16 protein-coding genes are annotated in these 16074 nt (G+C 37.1%); all 16 read left to right on the top strand.

Features of this window, described 5'->3' with window-relative positions; translation table 11 throughout:
* Window positions 1-310 precede the first annotated feature (310 nt).
* The gene (locus LI164_RS11280) at window positions 311-1051 is read left to right on the top strand and encodes a CpsB/CapC family capsule biosynthesis tyrosine phosphatase (RefSeq protein WP_005336076.1); all 741 of its coding nucleotides are present in this window, start codon (window positions 311-313) and stop codon (window positions 1049-1051) included.
* A gap of 205 nt (window positions 1052-1256) precedes the next feature.
* Window positions 1257-2006 (top strand): YveK family protein, encoded by a 750-nt coding sequence (locus LI164_RS11275; RefSeq protein ID WP_227087163.1) that lies wholly within the window; start codon window positions 1257-1259, stop codon window positions 2004-2006.
* Window positions 1948-2775 carry a CpsD/CapB family tyrosine-protein kinase gene (locus LI164_RS11270; RefSeq protein WP_227087162.1) on the top strand — a complete coding sequence of 276 codons (828 nt, stop codon included), beginning with the start codon at window positions 1948-1950 and terminating at the stop codon, window positions 2773-2775. Before LI164_RS11275 ends, LI164_RS11270 begins: the two co-directional genes overlap by 59 nt.
* A gap of 21 nt (window positions 2776-2796) precedes the next feature.
* Window positions 2797-3096 carry a hypothetical protein gene (locus tag LI164_RS11265; protein WP_227087161.1) on the top strand — a complete coding sequence of 100 codons (300 nt, stop codon included), beginning with the start codon at window positions 2797-2799 and terminating at the stop codon, window positions 3094-3096.
* Window positions 3097-3185: 89 nt separating this feature from the next.
* On the top strand, window positions 3186-4121 hold the full coding sequence (locus LI164_RS11260; RefSeq protein ID WP_227087164.1) for an LCP family protein: 936 nt from the start codon (window positions 3186-3188) through the stop codon (window positions 4119-4121).
* 48 nt (window positions 4122-4169) lie between these two features.
* Window positions 4170-4919, top strand: coding sequence for a class B sortase (gene srtB / locus LI164_RS11255; RefSeq protein WP_227087160.1), 750 nt, complete (start codon window positions 4170-4172; stop codon window positions 4917-4919).
* Between the two features lie 23 nt (window positions 4920-4942).
* A complete protein-coding gene (locus tag LI164_RS11250) occupies window positions 4943-5608 on the top strand; it encodes an LPXTG cell wall anchor domain-containing protein (RefSeq protein ID WP_005336067.1) in 666 nt (221 codons plus the stop codon).
* 177 nt (window positions 5609-5785) lie between these two features.
* Complete coding sequence (locus LI164_RS11245; protein ID WP_227087159.1) at window positions 5786-6907, top strand: sugar transferase; 1122 nt, start codon at window positions 5786-5788, stop codon at window positions 6905-6907.
* 264 nt (window positions 6908-7171) lie between these two features.
* Entirely contained in the window at window positions 7172-7531 is a 360-nt protein-coding gene (locus LI164_RS11240; RefSeq protein WP_069989256.1) for a hypothetical protein, read from the top strand.
* A 51-nt stretch (window positions 7532-7582) separates the two neighbouring features.
* Entirely contained in the window at window positions 7583-9034 is a 1452-nt protein-coding gene (locus LI164_RS11235) for a sugar transferase (RefSeq protein WP_227087158.1), read from the top strand.
* Between the two features lie 100 nt (window positions 9035-9134).
* Entirely contained in the window at window positions 9135-9905 is a 771-nt protein-coding gene (locus LI164_RS11230; protein WP_227087157.1) for a WecB/TagA/CpsF family glycosyltransferase, read from the top strand.
* A 5-nt stretch (window positions 9906-9910) separates the two neighbouring features.
* Window positions 9911-11134: a nucleotide sugar dehydrogenase gene (locus tag LI164_RS11225; RefSeq protein WP_227087156.1), complete on the top strand. Its 1224-nt coding sequence runs from the start codon at window positions 9911-9913 to the stop codon at window positions 11132-11134.
* Window positions 11135-11222: 88 nt separating this feature from the next.
* On the top strand, window positions 11223-11567 hold the full coding sequence (locus LI164_RS11220) for a serine O-acetyltransferase (protein ID WP_227087155.1): 345 nt from the start codon (window positions 11223-11225) through the stop codon (window positions 11565-11567).
* Window positions 11568-11580: 13 nt separating this feature from the next.
* Window positions 11581-12678: a non-hydrolyzing UDP-N-acetylglucosamine 2-epimerase gene (gene wecB / locus LI164_RS11215; protein WP_227087154.1), complete on the top strand. Its 1098-nt coding sequence runs from the start codon at window positions 11581-11583 to the stop codon at window positions 12676-12678.
* 16 nt (window positions 12679-12694) lie between these two features.
* Complete coding sequence (locus LI164_RS11210) at window positions 12695-14587, top strand: alginate lyase family protein (RefSeq protein WP_227087153.1); 1893 nt, start codon at window positions 12695-12697, stop codon at window positions 14585-14587.
* Between the two features lie 60 nt (window positions 14588-14647).
* Entirely contained in the window at window positions 14648-16045 is a 1398-nt protein-coding gene (locus LI164_RS11205) for a hypothetical protein (protein ID WP_227087152.1), read from the top strand.
* Window positions 16046-16074 lie beyond the last annotated feature (29 nt).

Genomic DNA, 16074 nt, shown 5'->3' with positions numbered 1-16074 from the left:
AAGTGTCAAAGCCTCAATAATTACAATTTTATCCTTAACTTAATGACATTGTTTTCAAAAAAACCCCGTCCCCAAACAGAAATTGACAGCTTTTGTCTATTGCAAATATTGTCAAAACATGGTAGTCTTAATCAGTAATAAAAGGTAGTCAAGAAATAAGACTAATTAAATACTATTTTTGCAGTACATGAAATAGTAATAACGCAGATTGATAATTTTTCCACCTTGTGTACAAGTCAAAAGTATCAGGTGGTATTTGTGCTGTAAAAAATAAGTGAAATTTATATACAATACATATACAGGAGTAGAGATGAAAAAGATAGATATGCACTGTCACATACTACCTGGTATAGATGATGGATCTGCAAATCCGAAAGAGACATTAGCGATGCTACGCATGGCATTGAATCAGGACTTTGTAGGTATGATCGTAACGCCACATGGCTCAGTCCGTAATGCATCCGTAGAACGAGTGCAGGAGATTCGAACATTGTGTAAGAAGTTCAGAATTCAGGCATATCAACGACTTGGAGTCAGGCTTCCGGTATTTCCGGGACAGGAAATTATGTATTCGGTAGATACAAGACAGTTACTAAAAGAAGGAAAGCTTCTGACGCTGGCAGACAGCAGATATGTGTTATTGGAATTCCTCCCGGGGACAGCTTACTCTAAGATATTCAGCGCAGTGCGCCAGATGCAGATGGCAGGTTATGTCCCAATTTTGGCACATGTAGAAAGGTATCATGTGTTAAGAGAAGAAGGCAGACTGGAAGAGCTGGCTGATACAGGAGCAAGAATCCAGATGAATTACAGCTCTATAGATGGAGGATGGAATAATAATACAGCACAGTGGTGTAAGCGACAACTGAAAGATGGTCTGGTCCATTACCTGGGAACAGATATGCACAATAGCGGAGAACGCAGTCCACAGACAGAACACGTTGAGAAGTGGCTGAACAAGAATCTGTCTGAAGATTATGTATGGGCATTGATACAAGGCAATGCAAGAAGAATATTAGATGACCGCGGATCACACAAGCCTAAAACATAAATTGTTTCAAAATTTTTTACAATTCAAAAAGGGACAGGTTAGAAATAAAAGAAACCCTAGAAAATGGGAGGGTAAAAATACACACAATTCAAAGAGGGACAGGTAGAAGTCCAATTGGGGACGGGGTTTTTTTGAAAAACCCCCGTCCCCAAAACCCCAAAAAACCCCCGTCCCCAACCGTCCCCCAAGAAAGGAAATCAGATTAATGGGAAAGAATTACGACAATGATGAGATGGAAATTGACTTACTGGAGCTCTTTTATGTGCTCAAGTCGAAGATACTGGCAATCCTGGGAGTGGGACTGCTGTTCGGCTGTATTGCGTGTGCGTATGCCGGATTCTTAGTGAAGCCGCTGTACACATCTTCGTCCATGATGCTTGTACTGACCAAGGAGACGACGCTTAGTTCTCTGGCGGATCTGCAGGTGGGCTCACAGCTTACCAAGGACTATTCCATCTTGATCACAAGCCGTCCGGTGCTTACGGATGTTATCGATCAGTTAGATCTGGACATGGACTATAAGCAACTGAAGAATATGATTACAGTTGCGAACCAGGACGATACGCGTATTCTGCAGTTGTCTGTGGAGTATTCTGATGCCAAGCAGGCGAAGGAGATTGTAGACAAGCTGTCAGAGGTTGCTTCTGAGTATATCGGAGACAAGATGGAGGTTACACCGCCTAAGATCATTGAAAAAGGTGAGGTTCCGACTTCCAGATCGAATACAGGCGTGGCGAAGATGGCAGTGATGGGTGTACTGGCAGGTATGATCCTGTGCGCAGGTGTGATTGTTATCCGCACGATTATGGACGATACGATTAAGTCTGAAGAAGATATAGAAAAATATCTGGGATTATCTACACTGAGTGTAATTCCAGACAGAAAGGATTATATTAATGGATCAGGAAAGAAGAAGTCAAAGAGAAATGATGCAGGAAAACGAAAAGCAAGCTAGAACTACATATACAAATGCGCAGGCAAAAGCGGCAGTGTCCCGCCGTGATAATAAGGCATCTAAGCTTCGGGTGGAGCTGACGGATCCTCGTAAATCAAATTACTTTTACGAGGAGGCGTTAAAGACGCTGAGAACAAATATCCAGTTTGCAGGAGCGGATATTAAGACGATTCTTGTGACAAGCTGTTTCCCGAATGAGGGAAAGAGTGATGTTGTCTTCCAGCTCGCAAAGGAAATGGGTATGGCCGGTAAGAAGACGGTGCTTCTGGATGCGGACATCCGAAAATCTGTCCTTGTGCAGAGATATCTCGTGGATAGTGACGTGAAGGGACTGTCCCAGTACTTAAGCGGACAGGCACCGGTGCGCGATATTTTATATGGAACAAATTATGAAAATATGGACGTGATCTTTGCAGGACCGATGGCTCCGAATCCATCAGAACTTCTGAATGGCAAAGTATTTGCGAAGTTGATGATCGAATTGAAACAGAGATATGATTACGTCCTGATTGATACACCTCCTATGGCAAATGTGGTGGATGCTGCTATTGTTGGCAAGGTGTGTGATGGAGCAATTCTGCTGATTGAGAGTGGATTTGTAGGATACCGTGCAGCGCAGAAAGCAATCAAGCAGTTGGAAAAGAGTGGAACACATATGCTTGGAGCTGTGCTGAATAAGGTTGATGCAAGAAAAGAAAAATATTATTCCTATTACAGTTATGGAAGTAAGTATGGTTATGGCTATGACCAGAATCATGAAAATGCGTAGGAAAGGAATGTAAAGAACAGTATGAAGAAAAGAAAGACGAACCCGAAGGTTCAGAACACTCTGCTGTTGATTGCATGTATCGTATTATTCCTGATATTAGGTTCGCTTTTATTTTTCAATCATAAGAAAGAAGCTGCAAATAGCAGTGAGTTAAAGAAGGCGGCGCAGGAAGAGATTCAGAAGGAGAAATCAGATCAGACATGGACAGAGGACCAGAACAGCGAAGATCAGAACAACACCAGTCAGACAGACGAGAATCAGAACAGCGAAGATCAGACAGACGAGAAACAGACAGACGAGAATCAGGCAGACGAGAACTAGACAGTCGAGAACCAGAACGGCGAGAATCATCAGGAAAACGCCGGGGAAGATTCACAGCAGTTATTATCGCAGGCGCAGCGGTACTTGCAGTGGCAGGTCTGGGATATGCAGGTATCCAAAAAAAGAAAGCAGCAGAAGCGGCAAGTGCGAAAGCAACCGCGGAAGCAGATGATTCCAACACTGTCACCTGGCAGGGAAAGACTTACAAATACAATCAAAATCTCAGTAACTACTTATTACTTGGAGTAGACAAGCGTACACCGGCAGAGACAAGAGTTGGAAAAGCCGATGCAGGACAGGCAGATGCCATATTCCTGTTGTCACTGAACCGCAAGACAAAGGAAATGACGCTGATTTCGATTCCAAGAGATACGATGACAGATGTGGAAAGCTTTGACCTGGAAGGAAAAAGCCTTGGAAAATCTAAAGACCATATTAGCCTCTCTTATGGATATGGAGACGGAGGCGCCGAGAGCTGCAAACTTACACAGGAAGCGGTGTCCAATCTCTTCTATGGACTTCCGATTCAGGGTTATCTTGCCATGAACTTAGACGGGATTCCAGAGCTTACAAAAAGTGTAGGCGGTCTGACAGTGACTGTGCCAAATAACAGTCTGGAGTATGAATATCCGGAATTTGCCGAAGGTGCAGAAGTAACACTGACCGAAGAAAATACAGAAGTTTTCTTAAGAAGCAGAGATGTAGATGAAAGCCAGAGCGCCATCTACCGGATGGAACGTCAGAAAGCATTCTTAGATGCGTTTTCAAAAAAGGCAAAAGAATGCTATGAGCAAAATGCAAAATTTGCAGCAGATTTGTTCGTGGCGATCAAACCATATACCGTCACAAATATTAGCGAAGACCGTCTGATGAAGTTGTTCCAGACAGCAGACGAAGGAGACGGCTACACAGAATGGACCGTTCCGGGGGAAGGAACACAAGGTCTTTCCTACGATGAATACCACGTAGACGACGATGCTCTGTATGCAAAGATTATGGAGACATTCTATCAAGAAGTAAAATAGATGAAAAAACAGATAAAAGAGCAATAAGACGTAAGGGGCTATAGAATTATGAAGAAACGATACGTCGTAGCAGGGATACTGGCAGCAGCCGGACTGATCTGCGGAGGAATTGCATATTACCAATATTATCAGGATGCCCATGCAGGGCAGGAATATGAAAAAATAAAAGAAAAAGTCGTGACAGAAGAACCGGAAGAGACACAAAAAAGTACCGTCGAGATACCAATCGACTTCCAGACATTACAGAACATGAATCCAGACATTTATGCATGGATCAAAGTACCGGGAACCGTCATCGACTATCCAATCGTACAGAGCGGGACAGATAACAGCTATTATCTGAACCACAGTGTGGAACATGATGAGAACAAAGCCGGAGCAATCTTTACCGAGGATTACAATACGAAGACATTCGAAGATCCGAACACCGTGATCTACGGACATGGCATGGCAAATGGCTCCATGTTCGACGGTCTGCATCAATATATGGACCGGGATTTCTTTGATCAGAACAAAGAAGTCATCATCTACATGCCGGACAAGATTTTGCACTACCAGATCTTTGCAGCATACCTGTATGACAACCGGCATCTGCTACAAAGCTTTAACTTTGATAACAAAGACATTTACCAGGCTTACCTGGATATGGTATTCGATATCCGGGATATGAAGTCGAATATTGATACAGCAGCGAGTGTGACAGCAGATGACAAGATCATCACACTATCTACCTGCTATGCAGGTATGGACAACCGTAGATATCTGGTACAAGCCGTACTAGTATCTATAGAACAATAATTAGGAAAAGGAGGTAAGGACCAATGAAGAAGAAACTGATCAGCCTGGCTATGCTGGTAACAGTATTTGCAATGCAGGTTGTAGGTGTATCCGCAGCAAGTAAGACAGCAACAATGGCTGTAGTCGGAAATTCCAAAGGATATTATGAAGTAGATGCTATGGATCAGGAAGAACTGGACACAGTCGCAGCAGCTGACAAGACAACAGCAGATCTGATCAAAGACATCAATGCTGGAACTAAGACACTGGAAGATCTTGCAAAGGCAGAATCCAGTATTGCATCAGAGATTGAAGGAAAATCTCTGGTAACAGCATTTATGGATCTTAGAAAGATCGGAGATGTAAGCAAAACTGCAGATGGAAAATACCAGGTAACATTATCTGTACCTGCACTTACAAAAGGAATGACAGACGTAAAAGTACTTCACTTCAGTACAGAGCGTAAAGTATGGGAGGTTATCACACCATCTAACGTAGACCTGGACAATAAAGAGATTACTTTTGAATTACAGGATCTGTCACCAATCGCAATTATTGCGAAAGTTGATGCTTCACAGGCAGTGACAAATACAACAGGAACATCACCAAAAACAGGTGTTGATTCCACAAACACAGTGCCATTCGCTGGCGCAGCAGTCGTTCTTTTAGGAGCGGCAGCAGTTGTAGCATTCAGAAAAAAGAATGCTTAATTGAAAATGTTAGGGCTTAGGGGAGCTGAAGTATGAAAATTATACGTCAGCTTCTCTTGGACTTGAGAAATGAATGACATAAACGAGACAATGAAAATGAATACACACAAACAAATTGTTTGTATTATATAAAATGGTCATAAGAGCAGAGATTTAGTTATAGTGAGGATTTGAGAAATGAAAAAAATTCCATTTGCAGTTGTAAAAATGGTAAATATCGTGTTGCTGATGATTCCGTTCTTAATATGTTGGACATTATATTACGAACCGAGAACCACAACAGTCGGATCAAAGCAGGTTAGCGTACTTGTTATGATAATATTCTTTTTAATTTGTTATTATTTTGGACAAAGATTGGATTGCTTTCGCGTATCCATCTTACAGATTCGAGATGTTATATTTGGTGAAGTACTGGCAACCATGATTACGGATATTATTATGTATATCCTGATTTGGATGTTATCTATCCATTTACCGAATCTGATTCCGGGACTTATTACCTGGGGTGGGCAGTGCGTTATAGGAGTAATATGGGCATATGTTATGCATCAAAGTTATTTTTCTACACATCCTCCGCTTCGTACAACCGTGATATATGACGAACGAATGGGAATGGAAAATCTTATTCATACATATGGACTTGAAAAGAGATTTAATATCAAGACGGTTTATCCAGTGGAAAGTATTATGGATAAGCTGGAAGTAATGGAAGAATTTGATGCCGCATTTTTGTGTGGGATACATTCTCGCGAAAGAAATATCATATTAAAACATTGTATTAGTCATAAAATCAAACTTTTTATGATTCCGAGAATTGCAGATGTTATGATGCGTGGATCGGAACAGATACATATGTTATACTTACCAATTTTGAAAACTCAGAGATATAAGCCATCGATAGAATATCAAATCATTAAAAGAACGATGGATATTGTAGTATCGGGAATAGCAACAATTGTATTATCTCCATTATTCCTAATTACGGCAATTGCTGTGAAGTCAGATGGAGGTCCGGCATTTTATAAGCAAAAGAGACTTACAAAAGATGGAAAAGTATTTGAAATTTTAAAATTCCGCAGTATGCGAGTAGATGCTGAAAAGTACAGTGGAGCAGTTCTGTCAGCAGGAGAAAATGATCCAAGAATTACAAAGGTTGGACGCATTATTCGTGCATGCAGATTAGATGAACTTCCACAGCTCCTAAATATCTTAAAAGGTGATATGAGTCTGGTGGGGGAGTGGGATATAATAGGGACAACCAGAGAAAACTCCAGTATTTATGCGGCATGTGTGGCTTAAACGTTTTATGATAATTCGATTTTTCATTGCTGCAGCAGGGTCACATTATAGCGGTTCATAGATATTGGATGGCTCTTTGGATGCTCAATTTGACCCAATCATAGAGCAATAAAAATCGAAAAGGAGAAAACTTGAGCCTGTTAATCTGAAAAAGAATGACGGGCTAAGGGACGTTAGGTTGCCGATATGAATAATGAAAAACTAAAAAATTAAAATCCCCCAGAGTGCGTATGTGTGTGGGGGGGGTAAAGCGAGGTATGAAAAATGAAGCAGATGCGGATCGCTGAGTGCAAATGCAATTCCCTAGCCCCTTATAGTGGGAAAGAAGCAAACGGAAAAATTGAATATGGCAAGAATCTGATGAAACATCGGAAAATCTATCTGGCAGTTTCTATAGGCTGTTTGCTTATGGCTGCTATCTATTATCAAATTGAATCGCATTTCTTAATTAATACAAATCCATTTTTTTATTGTGCTTTGCCTGCCCTGATAATTGGGTTATGTGCCGGGCATAGATTGTTTCTTAGTAGTATTGAATGTAATATACAAAGTTCTGTGAAGGACTTCGTATTTTCTTATAAAAAGTCTTTGTTCGTTGGTAAGTCAGAGGATTGTAGCAGTTAGTTGAAAACGAACGTAATGGAATCTGAAAAATGAGTAAAGGGGAAAGAAAGTATGTATAGAAAAGATTCTACAGGATGGATAAAACATGTGGATTTTATCATCTTGGACTTGATCTGCTTGCAGGTGGCGTTCGTTCTGGCGTATGTGTTAAGCGGATATGGAGCTAATCCATACCAGCTAATTCTTTACAGAAATATGGCTGTCTTTATGGAAGTAGCAGATTTGGTAGTGCTGTTTGCAATGGGAACATTGAAAAACGTTTTGAAAAGAGGGTACTATAAAGATTTTGTTGTAACAGCACAGCATGGAGTAATTCTTGGAGCATGTTTATTGCTTTATTTATTTATGCTTCAGGAAGGACAGCAATATTCCAGACTGGCATTGATACTGAATATCGTTATCTATATTCTACTTACTTATCTGGTAAGAGAGCTGTGGAAACATTTACTTAGAAAGAAAATGGAAGATGGTGAAAATCGTTCATTACTTCTTGTTGTTTCAGCAGATGTAGTGAGTGCAGTAGTAGAGAGCATGAAAGAGCATAATTATGCCCGGTATAAGATTGCTGGAATTGCTGTTATAGATAAGGAAATGACAGGAAAGTATATTGATGGTGTGAAAGTAGTAGCAAATATGGAAAATGCTGCCGAATATGTCTGCAAAGAATGGATTGATGAAGTTCTGATTGTGACATCCGGTGTAGTTCCATATCCAAAAGAACTGATCGAGCAGTTTACGGAAACCGGAGTAACAGTACATCTAAATCTTGCAAAGGTACAAAGCGTGCCGGGGAAAAAACAGTTTGTAGAAAAAGTTGGGGATTATACAGTACTGACGACCAGTATTAACTATGCATCTACAAGAGATCTGATGTTGAAACGACTGATGGATATTGCCGGAGGTTTGGTAGGATGCTTGATTACCGGAATCTTATTTATATTTGTTGCTCCAGCAATTTACATAGCATCACCGGGACCGATTTTCTTTGCACAGGAACGTGTAGGAAAGAATGGAAAGAGATTCAAAATGTATAAGTTCCGAAGCATGTATATGGATGCAGAAGAACGTAAGGCTGAACTGATGAAAGATAACAAACTGGGTGATGAAAAGATGTTCAAATTGGATTTTGATCCACGAGTTATTGGAAATAAGATTCTTCCAGATGGAACACATAAGACTGGTATTGGGGATTTTATCAGAAGAACAAGCATTGATGAATTTCCGCAGTTTTTTAACGTGTTGAAAGGTGATATGTCAATAATTGGAACCAGGCCACCTTTGATTTCGGAAACGAATTTTTATGAGCTGCACCATCGTGCAAGACTGGCAATTAAGCCGGGAATAACCGGTATGTGGCAGGTCAGCGGACGTAGCGACATTACTGATTTTGAAGAGGTGGTTCGTCTTGACAAAGAGTATATCACAAACTGGAACATTGGGCTAGATATAAAAATATTGTTTAAAACAGTAATGGTAGTTCTAAGAAAAGATGGTTCTATGTGATGAAAATATCAATTTGCAGCTTGATTTCAAAAATAGAAGTTAAGCTGCAGAGGATATATATAGGTAAGTTATAAATATAAATGAGGAAGGAGCAAACAAAGTGCCATTGAATAAAAACACTGATAATCGCTATGAAATTTTAAATACATATGTAAATGCGATTTCAATGGATGAAACAATTCGACGTGTTGAAGAAATCATAAAAAGAGGTATTCCTACACAACATGTTGTTATTAATGCATCAAAAGTAAATCTGATGGAAAAGGATTTGAAATTAAGAAAGATAGTAAATGCGTGTCCGTTAATTAATGCGGATGGTGCATCTATTGTATGGGCAGCAAAGAAATTGGGTGTACCGTTAAAAGAACGAGTTACAGGAATAGACTTATTCCAGAGATTGGTAGAATTGTCAGATAAAAAAGGCTATAAAATCTATCTTTTTGGTGCTAAAGAAGAGGTTGTCACTAAAGTTAAAAAAATATTTGAGGATAAATATCCCAACATTCAGATCGTAGGATATAGAAATGGATATTTTACAGAAAAGGATGAGCCTGAAATAGTCAAGAATATGGCAGAGTCAGGTGCGGATATGATGTTTGTTGCTTTTTCTTCACCTAAGAAGGAGTATTGGGTAAATAAATATTTGAAGCAGTTAAACATTCCATTTGTTATGGGAGTAGGCGGTAGTTTTGATGTTGTTGCAGGTGTAACAGATCGTGCACCGTTGTGGATGCAGAAGCATGGTCTGGAATGGTTTTATCGTTTTATACAGGAACCTCGTAGAATGTGGAAGCGTTATATAGTTGGAAATGCAAAATTTGTTGCATTGACTTATAAAACAAAGAAAAAATTAAAAAGTAAAAGGAGATAAAGAAAATGGTTAACGTTATTGGATTAGGTTATATTGGATTACCGACAGCACTTATGATGGCTTCTCATGGTGTAGAAGTTATAGGTACTGACTATAACAAGGAACTTGTAGATACATTAAATGCAGGAAAAACAACGTTCAAAGAAGATGGTTTGGATGAACTGTTTCAAAATGCAGTAAAAGCTGGTATCAAATTTACAACAGAATATCAGAATACAGATGTATATATTGTTTCTGTACCGACACCGTATGATAAATTCTCTAAGAAAGTAGATGCCTGCTATGTTGTTGAAGCAGTGAAGGATGTAATGAAAGTATGCCATAAGGGGGCAACTGTGGTTATAGAATCAACAGTTTCACCGGGAACTATTGATAAATTTGTAAGACCTGTTATCGAAGAAAAAGGTTTTACTATTGGACAAGACATTAATCTTGTTCATGCTCCGGAAAGAATCATTCCAGGCAACATGGTATATGAACTTCTTCACAATAACAGAACTATTGGTGCAGATGATAAGGCAGTGGGAGAAAAAGTTAAGGAATTATATTCTTCATTCTGTCAGGGAGAAATTGTAGTAACAGATATTAGAACTGCAGAAATGACAAAGGTAGTAGAAAATACATTCAGAGCAGTAAACATTGCCTTTGCAAATGAATTAGCTAAGATTTGCCGTCATGATAATATGGATGTTTATGAAATTATTAAAATATGTAATATGCATCCTCGTGTTAATATTCTTCAGCCAGGTCCGGGAGTTGGAGGACATTGTATTTCTGTAGATCCATGGTTCCTTGTTGGTGATTATCCAAGTCTTGCAAAAGTAATTGATGAGTCCATGAAGACAAATGATGGAATGCCAGACTTTGTACTGAATCGTATTTATGAAATTATGAAAGAAAATAAGATAACAGATATCAGCAAAGTTGGGTTATATGGTCTTACCTACAAAGAAAATGTAGATGATATGCGTGAATCTCCAACATTACAGATGTTAGAATCTATGGAAAGACATTTATGTGGTGACCTTGTTAAAGTATATGATCCATTCATCACTAAAGATATTGTGCCAAATCAGTATCATGATCTTGACAAGTTTATCAGTGATGTGGAACTTGTGGTTCTTTTAGTTGGTCATGATGAAATCAAGCAGAATATGGATAAATTAAAAGGTAAGGTTATTTTAGATACTAGAAAAATCTGTGATTTAGAAGGAACTTACAGACTGTAGAGGAATGTTATGAACGTATATAAATGGTATAAGGTTGAACGCAAATTATATCTTCACCATATACCTTTACTCCCAATGCTGATAAAAGGTGCTATCAGAGTATTGTGGGGGGGGGGTAATACCATATCAGGCTGAAATTGGTGAAGGAACAATATTAGGTTATCAGGCATTGGGAATAGTCATACATAAAAGATGTGTAATAGGGAAAAACTGTCACATATCTCAAAATGTTACCATGGGTGGAACTTCTGAAATATATGAAGTTCCAGTCCTTGGTGACAACGTGACCGTAGGAGCTGGAGCTAATATCATAGGTCCGGTTCATGTGGGAAATAATGCAGTTATAGGTGCTGGAGCAGTTGTTGTGTCGGATATTCCAGATAATGCAGTTGCGGTAGGAGTACCCGCAAAAGTGGTAAAGATAATAGATTAAATGGAGTAAATAGATGAAAAAAGTAATGTTAGTTTTTGGTACACGCCCAGAAGCCATAAAAATGTGTCCGCTGGTCAATGAGCTGAAAACAAGAAAACAGTTAGAAACAGTAGTATGCGTAACTGGACAGCATAGACAAATGCTGGATCAGGTGTTAGAAGCATTTCAGGTAGAGCCAGATTATGATTTGTCTATTATGAAAGAAAGACAGACTTTATTTGATGTAACTACAAATATTTTAAATAATATAAAAGAAGTATTGGAAAAAGAAAAACCAAATGTAGTTTTAGTACATGGAGATACGAGTACAACATTTGTAACTGCACTGGCATGTTTCTATTTACAGATTCCAGTGGGGCACGTAGAAGCAGGATTGCGTACATATAATATCTACAGCCCATATCCAGAAGAGTTTAACCGTCAGGCAGTAAGCATTATTAGTCAGTTTAATTTTGCACCAACTGAACTTTCTAAGAATAATCTTCTTAAAGAAGGAAAAAAAGAAGAAACAATTTTCGTGACTGGTAATACTGCGATTGATGCATTGAAAACTACTGTGCGAGAAGATTATACGCATCCAGATTTGGAATGGGCATCTGATAGCCGTTTGATTATGATAACCGCTCATCGAAGAGAAAATCTTGGAGAGCCTATGAAACATATGTTTAGAGCGATCCGCCGAGTAATGGATGAACATCCAGATGTAAAGGCTATTTACCCAATTCATATGAATCCGGTAGTAAGAGAAATTGCGGATAGTATTCTGGGAGATGATGAAAGAATCCGTATTATTGAACCACTAGAAGTACTTGATTTTCATAATTTCCTGAATAGAAGTTACATGATTTTAACGGATTCTGGTGGAATCCAGGAAGAAGCTCCTTCTCTTGGAAAGCCAGTGCTGGTTATGAGAGATACTACAGAGCGTCCAGAGGGAATTGCAGCAGGAACGTTGAAATTGGTTGGAACAGAAGAAGAAACTATTTATCAGAACTTCAAGAGTTTGCTTGAAAACAAAGATGAATATGAGAAGATGAGCAAAGCAAGCAACCCTTATGGAGATGGTTTTGCTTGTAAGCGAATTGCAGATATTCTTGAAGAAAAATTATAAAATATGGTGATGATTGATGAAAAAGATAACTTGGTATTTAAATAGATTGAAAGCTATGAATATGGGCGAAATCTGCTGGCGTTTTCAGCAGAAAAATTTGCAGAAGCAGGAAAGAAGGAAATATTATAAAGAAAACCTGCCTGTATATGAATTTGAATTGCCGGATGAATTGAAAAATTTAAATGCTCAAGTGGATCGAATAAGCATCAATTGGAATAATGAAAAATTCACTGTGTTTAAAGAGCAGAATCTTTTCGGAGTATATTCTTATAATAAGTATAAAAGAGCATGGGATGCCGGTTTTCAAACAGAAAATGTTTGGCCGACAGACCAATGCTCGTATGATATTTCGATTTCTCAGAGAGAGGATATTGGAGATATAAGGACAAACTGGGAACTAAATAGACACTATCAGTTTGCAGGAATGGCAAAATCGTTCTATGTAACTGGTGATTTCAGCATTTTAGAAGAGTTACAAGAACTTTTTTATGATTGGAATAATAAAAATCATTTTTTGTGTGGTGTTGAATGGACGAGTGCAATGGAAATTGCAATTAGAGTCAATTCATGGATATATACATATTGCTTTTTGAATAAAGCATTTGAAAAATATAATTTGGAAAACAATAAAATATTAAAAGATATATCTCGTGGCATAATTGTAATGGCAGACTATATTGTAAAACATAGAGCAAAGTATTCATCTGCAAATAATCATTTGATTATAGAAATGTATGCGGTGGGAATGTCGGGAATGTTTTTTGATTATAAACCTTGGGAAAAACTTGCGTTTAATATATTAACGGAAGAATTGCCAAGACAGAACTATGCAGACGGCGTAAATAAGGAAATGTCATTGCATTACCAGAGTTTTGTAATGGAAGCCTATGGATTATTGATGCTAGAAATGAAGCATAATCATATCAAAATCCCTCAAATATGGGAAGAATATCTTTTGAATATGAGTGAATTTATGTGTGATTGTTGCGGAGAGTATGGAGAAACTGTAGTTTTTGGTGATAACGATGAAGGAAAGATATTAGATTTATCTGGAGAACATTTTGATCATTATCGTTATGTATTAGATTTGATGGGAAGTGTGTTACCAAAAAGATATTCAAAAATGGAAAATATCCATGAAAATTTGTGTTGGATTTTAGAGGAAGATTCTCAGGATAGTGTTTTACAAAAGCATTGTTATTATAGTCCAGAAGTAAAATGCTATAAAGAGGGCGGCTATACACTTTGGAGAAGCAAAAATAACAAAGTTTTGATAGGGATTGATCATGCAGATTTAGGATTTGGTTCTTTAGCAGCTCATGGACATGCTGATGCACTAAGTTTCCAGTTGTTCATAGAAGGAGTGCCGGTATTTGTTGATCCTGGAACATATAATTATCATGTGCCTAAAAAGACAAGAGATGAATTTAGAGCAACTAAGAATCATAATACAGTGTGTGTAAATGACCAAAATCAGGCAGAAATATTAGGACCATTTTTATGGGGAAAGAAATATCAATGCAACGTAGCGAAGCTAGATAATGTAGAAAATATCATATATTTAAAGATGTCCATTAAGTATAGTGATATTATTCATACAAGAAATATAGTAATTAGTGGATTAAATGAAATAAAGATACAGATTAATGATGAAATACAAGCTGCGAATTTGGAAAACATAAAGCAGGTTTTTGTCATAGGATCAGATTGTACATTGAATGGATGTGAAATAAAGGCAGGAAATCATAGGATTGAATTGCAGTCAAAATCGCAGGCTAATTTAGAAACAGCAGCTTACGCATCTGATTATAATAAGGTGGAAACAGTGAATAAGATTGTGTATTCTCCTTTAAATTCTACAAAACAAAAAAGTATTGTTAATACGACATTATTGATAAAAGAGCTTTGATGTGCTACATATACAAAGATAGAAATGTTCGCTTGCGATAAAGTTATGGAGAAATAATTTATGAATATAAAAAAAATATATGGATCTATGCCAGAATGGATAAAAGAAATAGTAGGTCAAGTTGGTAGATACAAGATTATTTACAGTTCCAGCTTTAGAAAACAATATAATTTGTTAGAAAACCATAATTATATAGCTAATTCAGAGATGATAGATAAGTACCAGATAATCTTGTTAAAAGAAACGCTTAAATATGCATATCAACATATTCAATATTATCAGGAATTGTTTGATGAAATTCATTTTAATGTAGATGAATTTGATAATTTGGAAGAATTAAAAAAAATTCCTTATCTAACGAAACAAATTATTAGAGAAAATGAGGAAAAATTTAAAGATAATAGTATTAAGAATTTTTATTATGCTACCTCTGGTGGAACATCCGGGAAGCCAATAAAAATAGCATTTGATTATCCATCATTATATAAAGAAAGAGCTTTTGTATACCATTATTGGAGTGCATTTGGATATAACTATAAAAAAAGTAAATTAATAACTTTTCGGGAACTTGAGTTTAATGGTAAATTGACAAAAAAGAATACAATGTACAATGAGCTTTTAATTAATCCGTTTATGTTAGATTCAGATAATATTAAAAAAATTGTTGACAAAATAGAGAAATTTAAAGGCAATTTTATATATGGATATCCATCGTTAATTGCTGCATTTTGTAGGTTGCTTTCAAAAAATAAAATTAAATTAAAAACTTCTGTAAAAGCGATTTTTCTTATTTCGGAAAATTTGTATCCAGATCAGAAAAATAGAATTCAAGAAGTATTTAATTGTCCGATAGCAATGTTTTATGGTCATACAGAAAAAGCCGTTTTTGCAGAAAAATATGGAGATAAATATATTTTTAATCCATTTTATGGATATACAGAGATATTAAATGATGCAGAAGATAACATTGTTTGCACCGGATTTATAAATAGGAAAATGCCATTAATTCGTTATAAAGTAGACGATAAAGCCATTCCTTATAAAGACGGATATAAAATTGTAGGACATAGAGAAAATGAGGTTTTATACGGAAAAAATGATTATACAATATCAGCAACGACAATAGAATTTACCCATGAGGACTGTTTTGAAAAAATAGACTCTTATCAATTTGAGCAGAATGAGATTGGTAAGGTGGAAATGAGATTAAAAACAGATGTGAAATTATCTGATATTGAAATGAAAAAAATATATAATCGTGTAAAGGAAAAGCTTCCATATTTTGAGTTGAATCTGGTTGTAGTTGATGAGTTAGAAAAAACAAAGAGAGGTAAATATAAAATGATAATACAGAATTATAAAAAAACAATTGGGGGGGGCAGAGCGAAATATAGAATAGATTTCAAATTACATCAATCTCTCACAAAGGACGAAATTGATTTACAAATAGCTGCGTAGTTAATGTAAGAATAGATTAGTTAGTGAGG

Source organism: Dorea sp. 210702-DFI.3.125, assembly GCF_020560945.1.
In the GTDB taxonomy this organism is placed as follows: Bacteria; Bacillota; Clostridia; order Lachnospirales; family Lachnospiraceae; genus Dorea; species Dorea formicigenerans.
This window is presented reverse-complemented; position numbering and strand designations above follow the sequence as displayed.

Bases quoted from the DNA above. Each gene is read 5' to 3' on its own strand.
- LI164_RS11280 (WP_005336076.1), top strand. From the start codon at position 311: ATGAAAAAGATAGATATGCACTGTCACATACTACCTGGTATAGATGAT.
- LI164_RS11275 (WP_227087163.1), top strand. From the start codon at position 1,257: ATGGGAAAGAATTACGACAATGATGAGATGGAAATTGACTTACTGGAG.
- LI164_RS11270 (WP_227087162.1), top strand. From the start codon at position 1,948: ATGGATCAGGAAAGAAGAAGTCAAAGAGAAATGATGCAGGAAAACGAA.
- LI164_RS11265 (WP_227087161.1), top strand. From the start codon at position 2,797: ATGAAGAAAAGAAAGACGAACCCGAAGGTTCAGAACACTCTGCTGTTG.
- srtB (WP_227087160.1), top strand. From the start codon at position 4,170: ATGAAGAAACGATACGTCGTAGCAGGGATACTGGCAGCAGCCGGACTG.
- LI164_RS11250 (WP_005336067.1), top strand. From the start codon at position 4,943: ATGAAGAAGAAACTGATCAGCCTGGCTATGCTGGTAACAGTATTTGCA.
- LI164_RS11245 (WP_227087159.1), top strand. From the start codon at position 5,786: ATGAAAAAAATTCCATTTGCAGTTGTAAAAATGGTAAATATCGTGTTG.
- LI164_RS11240 (WP_069989256.1), top strand. From the start codon at position 7,172: ATGAAGCAGATGCGGATCGCTGAGTGCAAATGCAATTCCCTAGCCCCT.
- LI164_RS11235 (WP_227087158.1), top strand. From the start codon at position 7,583: ATGTATAGAAAAGATTCTACAGGATGGATAAAACATGTGGATTTTATC.
- LI164_RS11225 (WP_227087156.1), top strand. From the start codon at position 9,911: ATGGTTAACGTTATTGGATTAGGTTATATTGGATTACCGACAGCACTT.
- wecB (WP_227087154.1), top strand. From the start codon at position 11,581: ATGAAAAAAGTAATGTTAGTTTTTGGTACACGCCCAGAAGCCATAAAA.
- LI164_RS11210 (WP_227087153.1), top strand. From the start codon at position 12,695: ATGAAAAAGATAACTTGGTATTTAAATAGATTGAAAGCTATGAATATG.
- LI164_RS11205 (WP_227087152.1), top strand. From the start codon at position 14,648: ATGAATATAAAAAAAATATATGGATCTATGCCAGAATGGATAAAAGAA.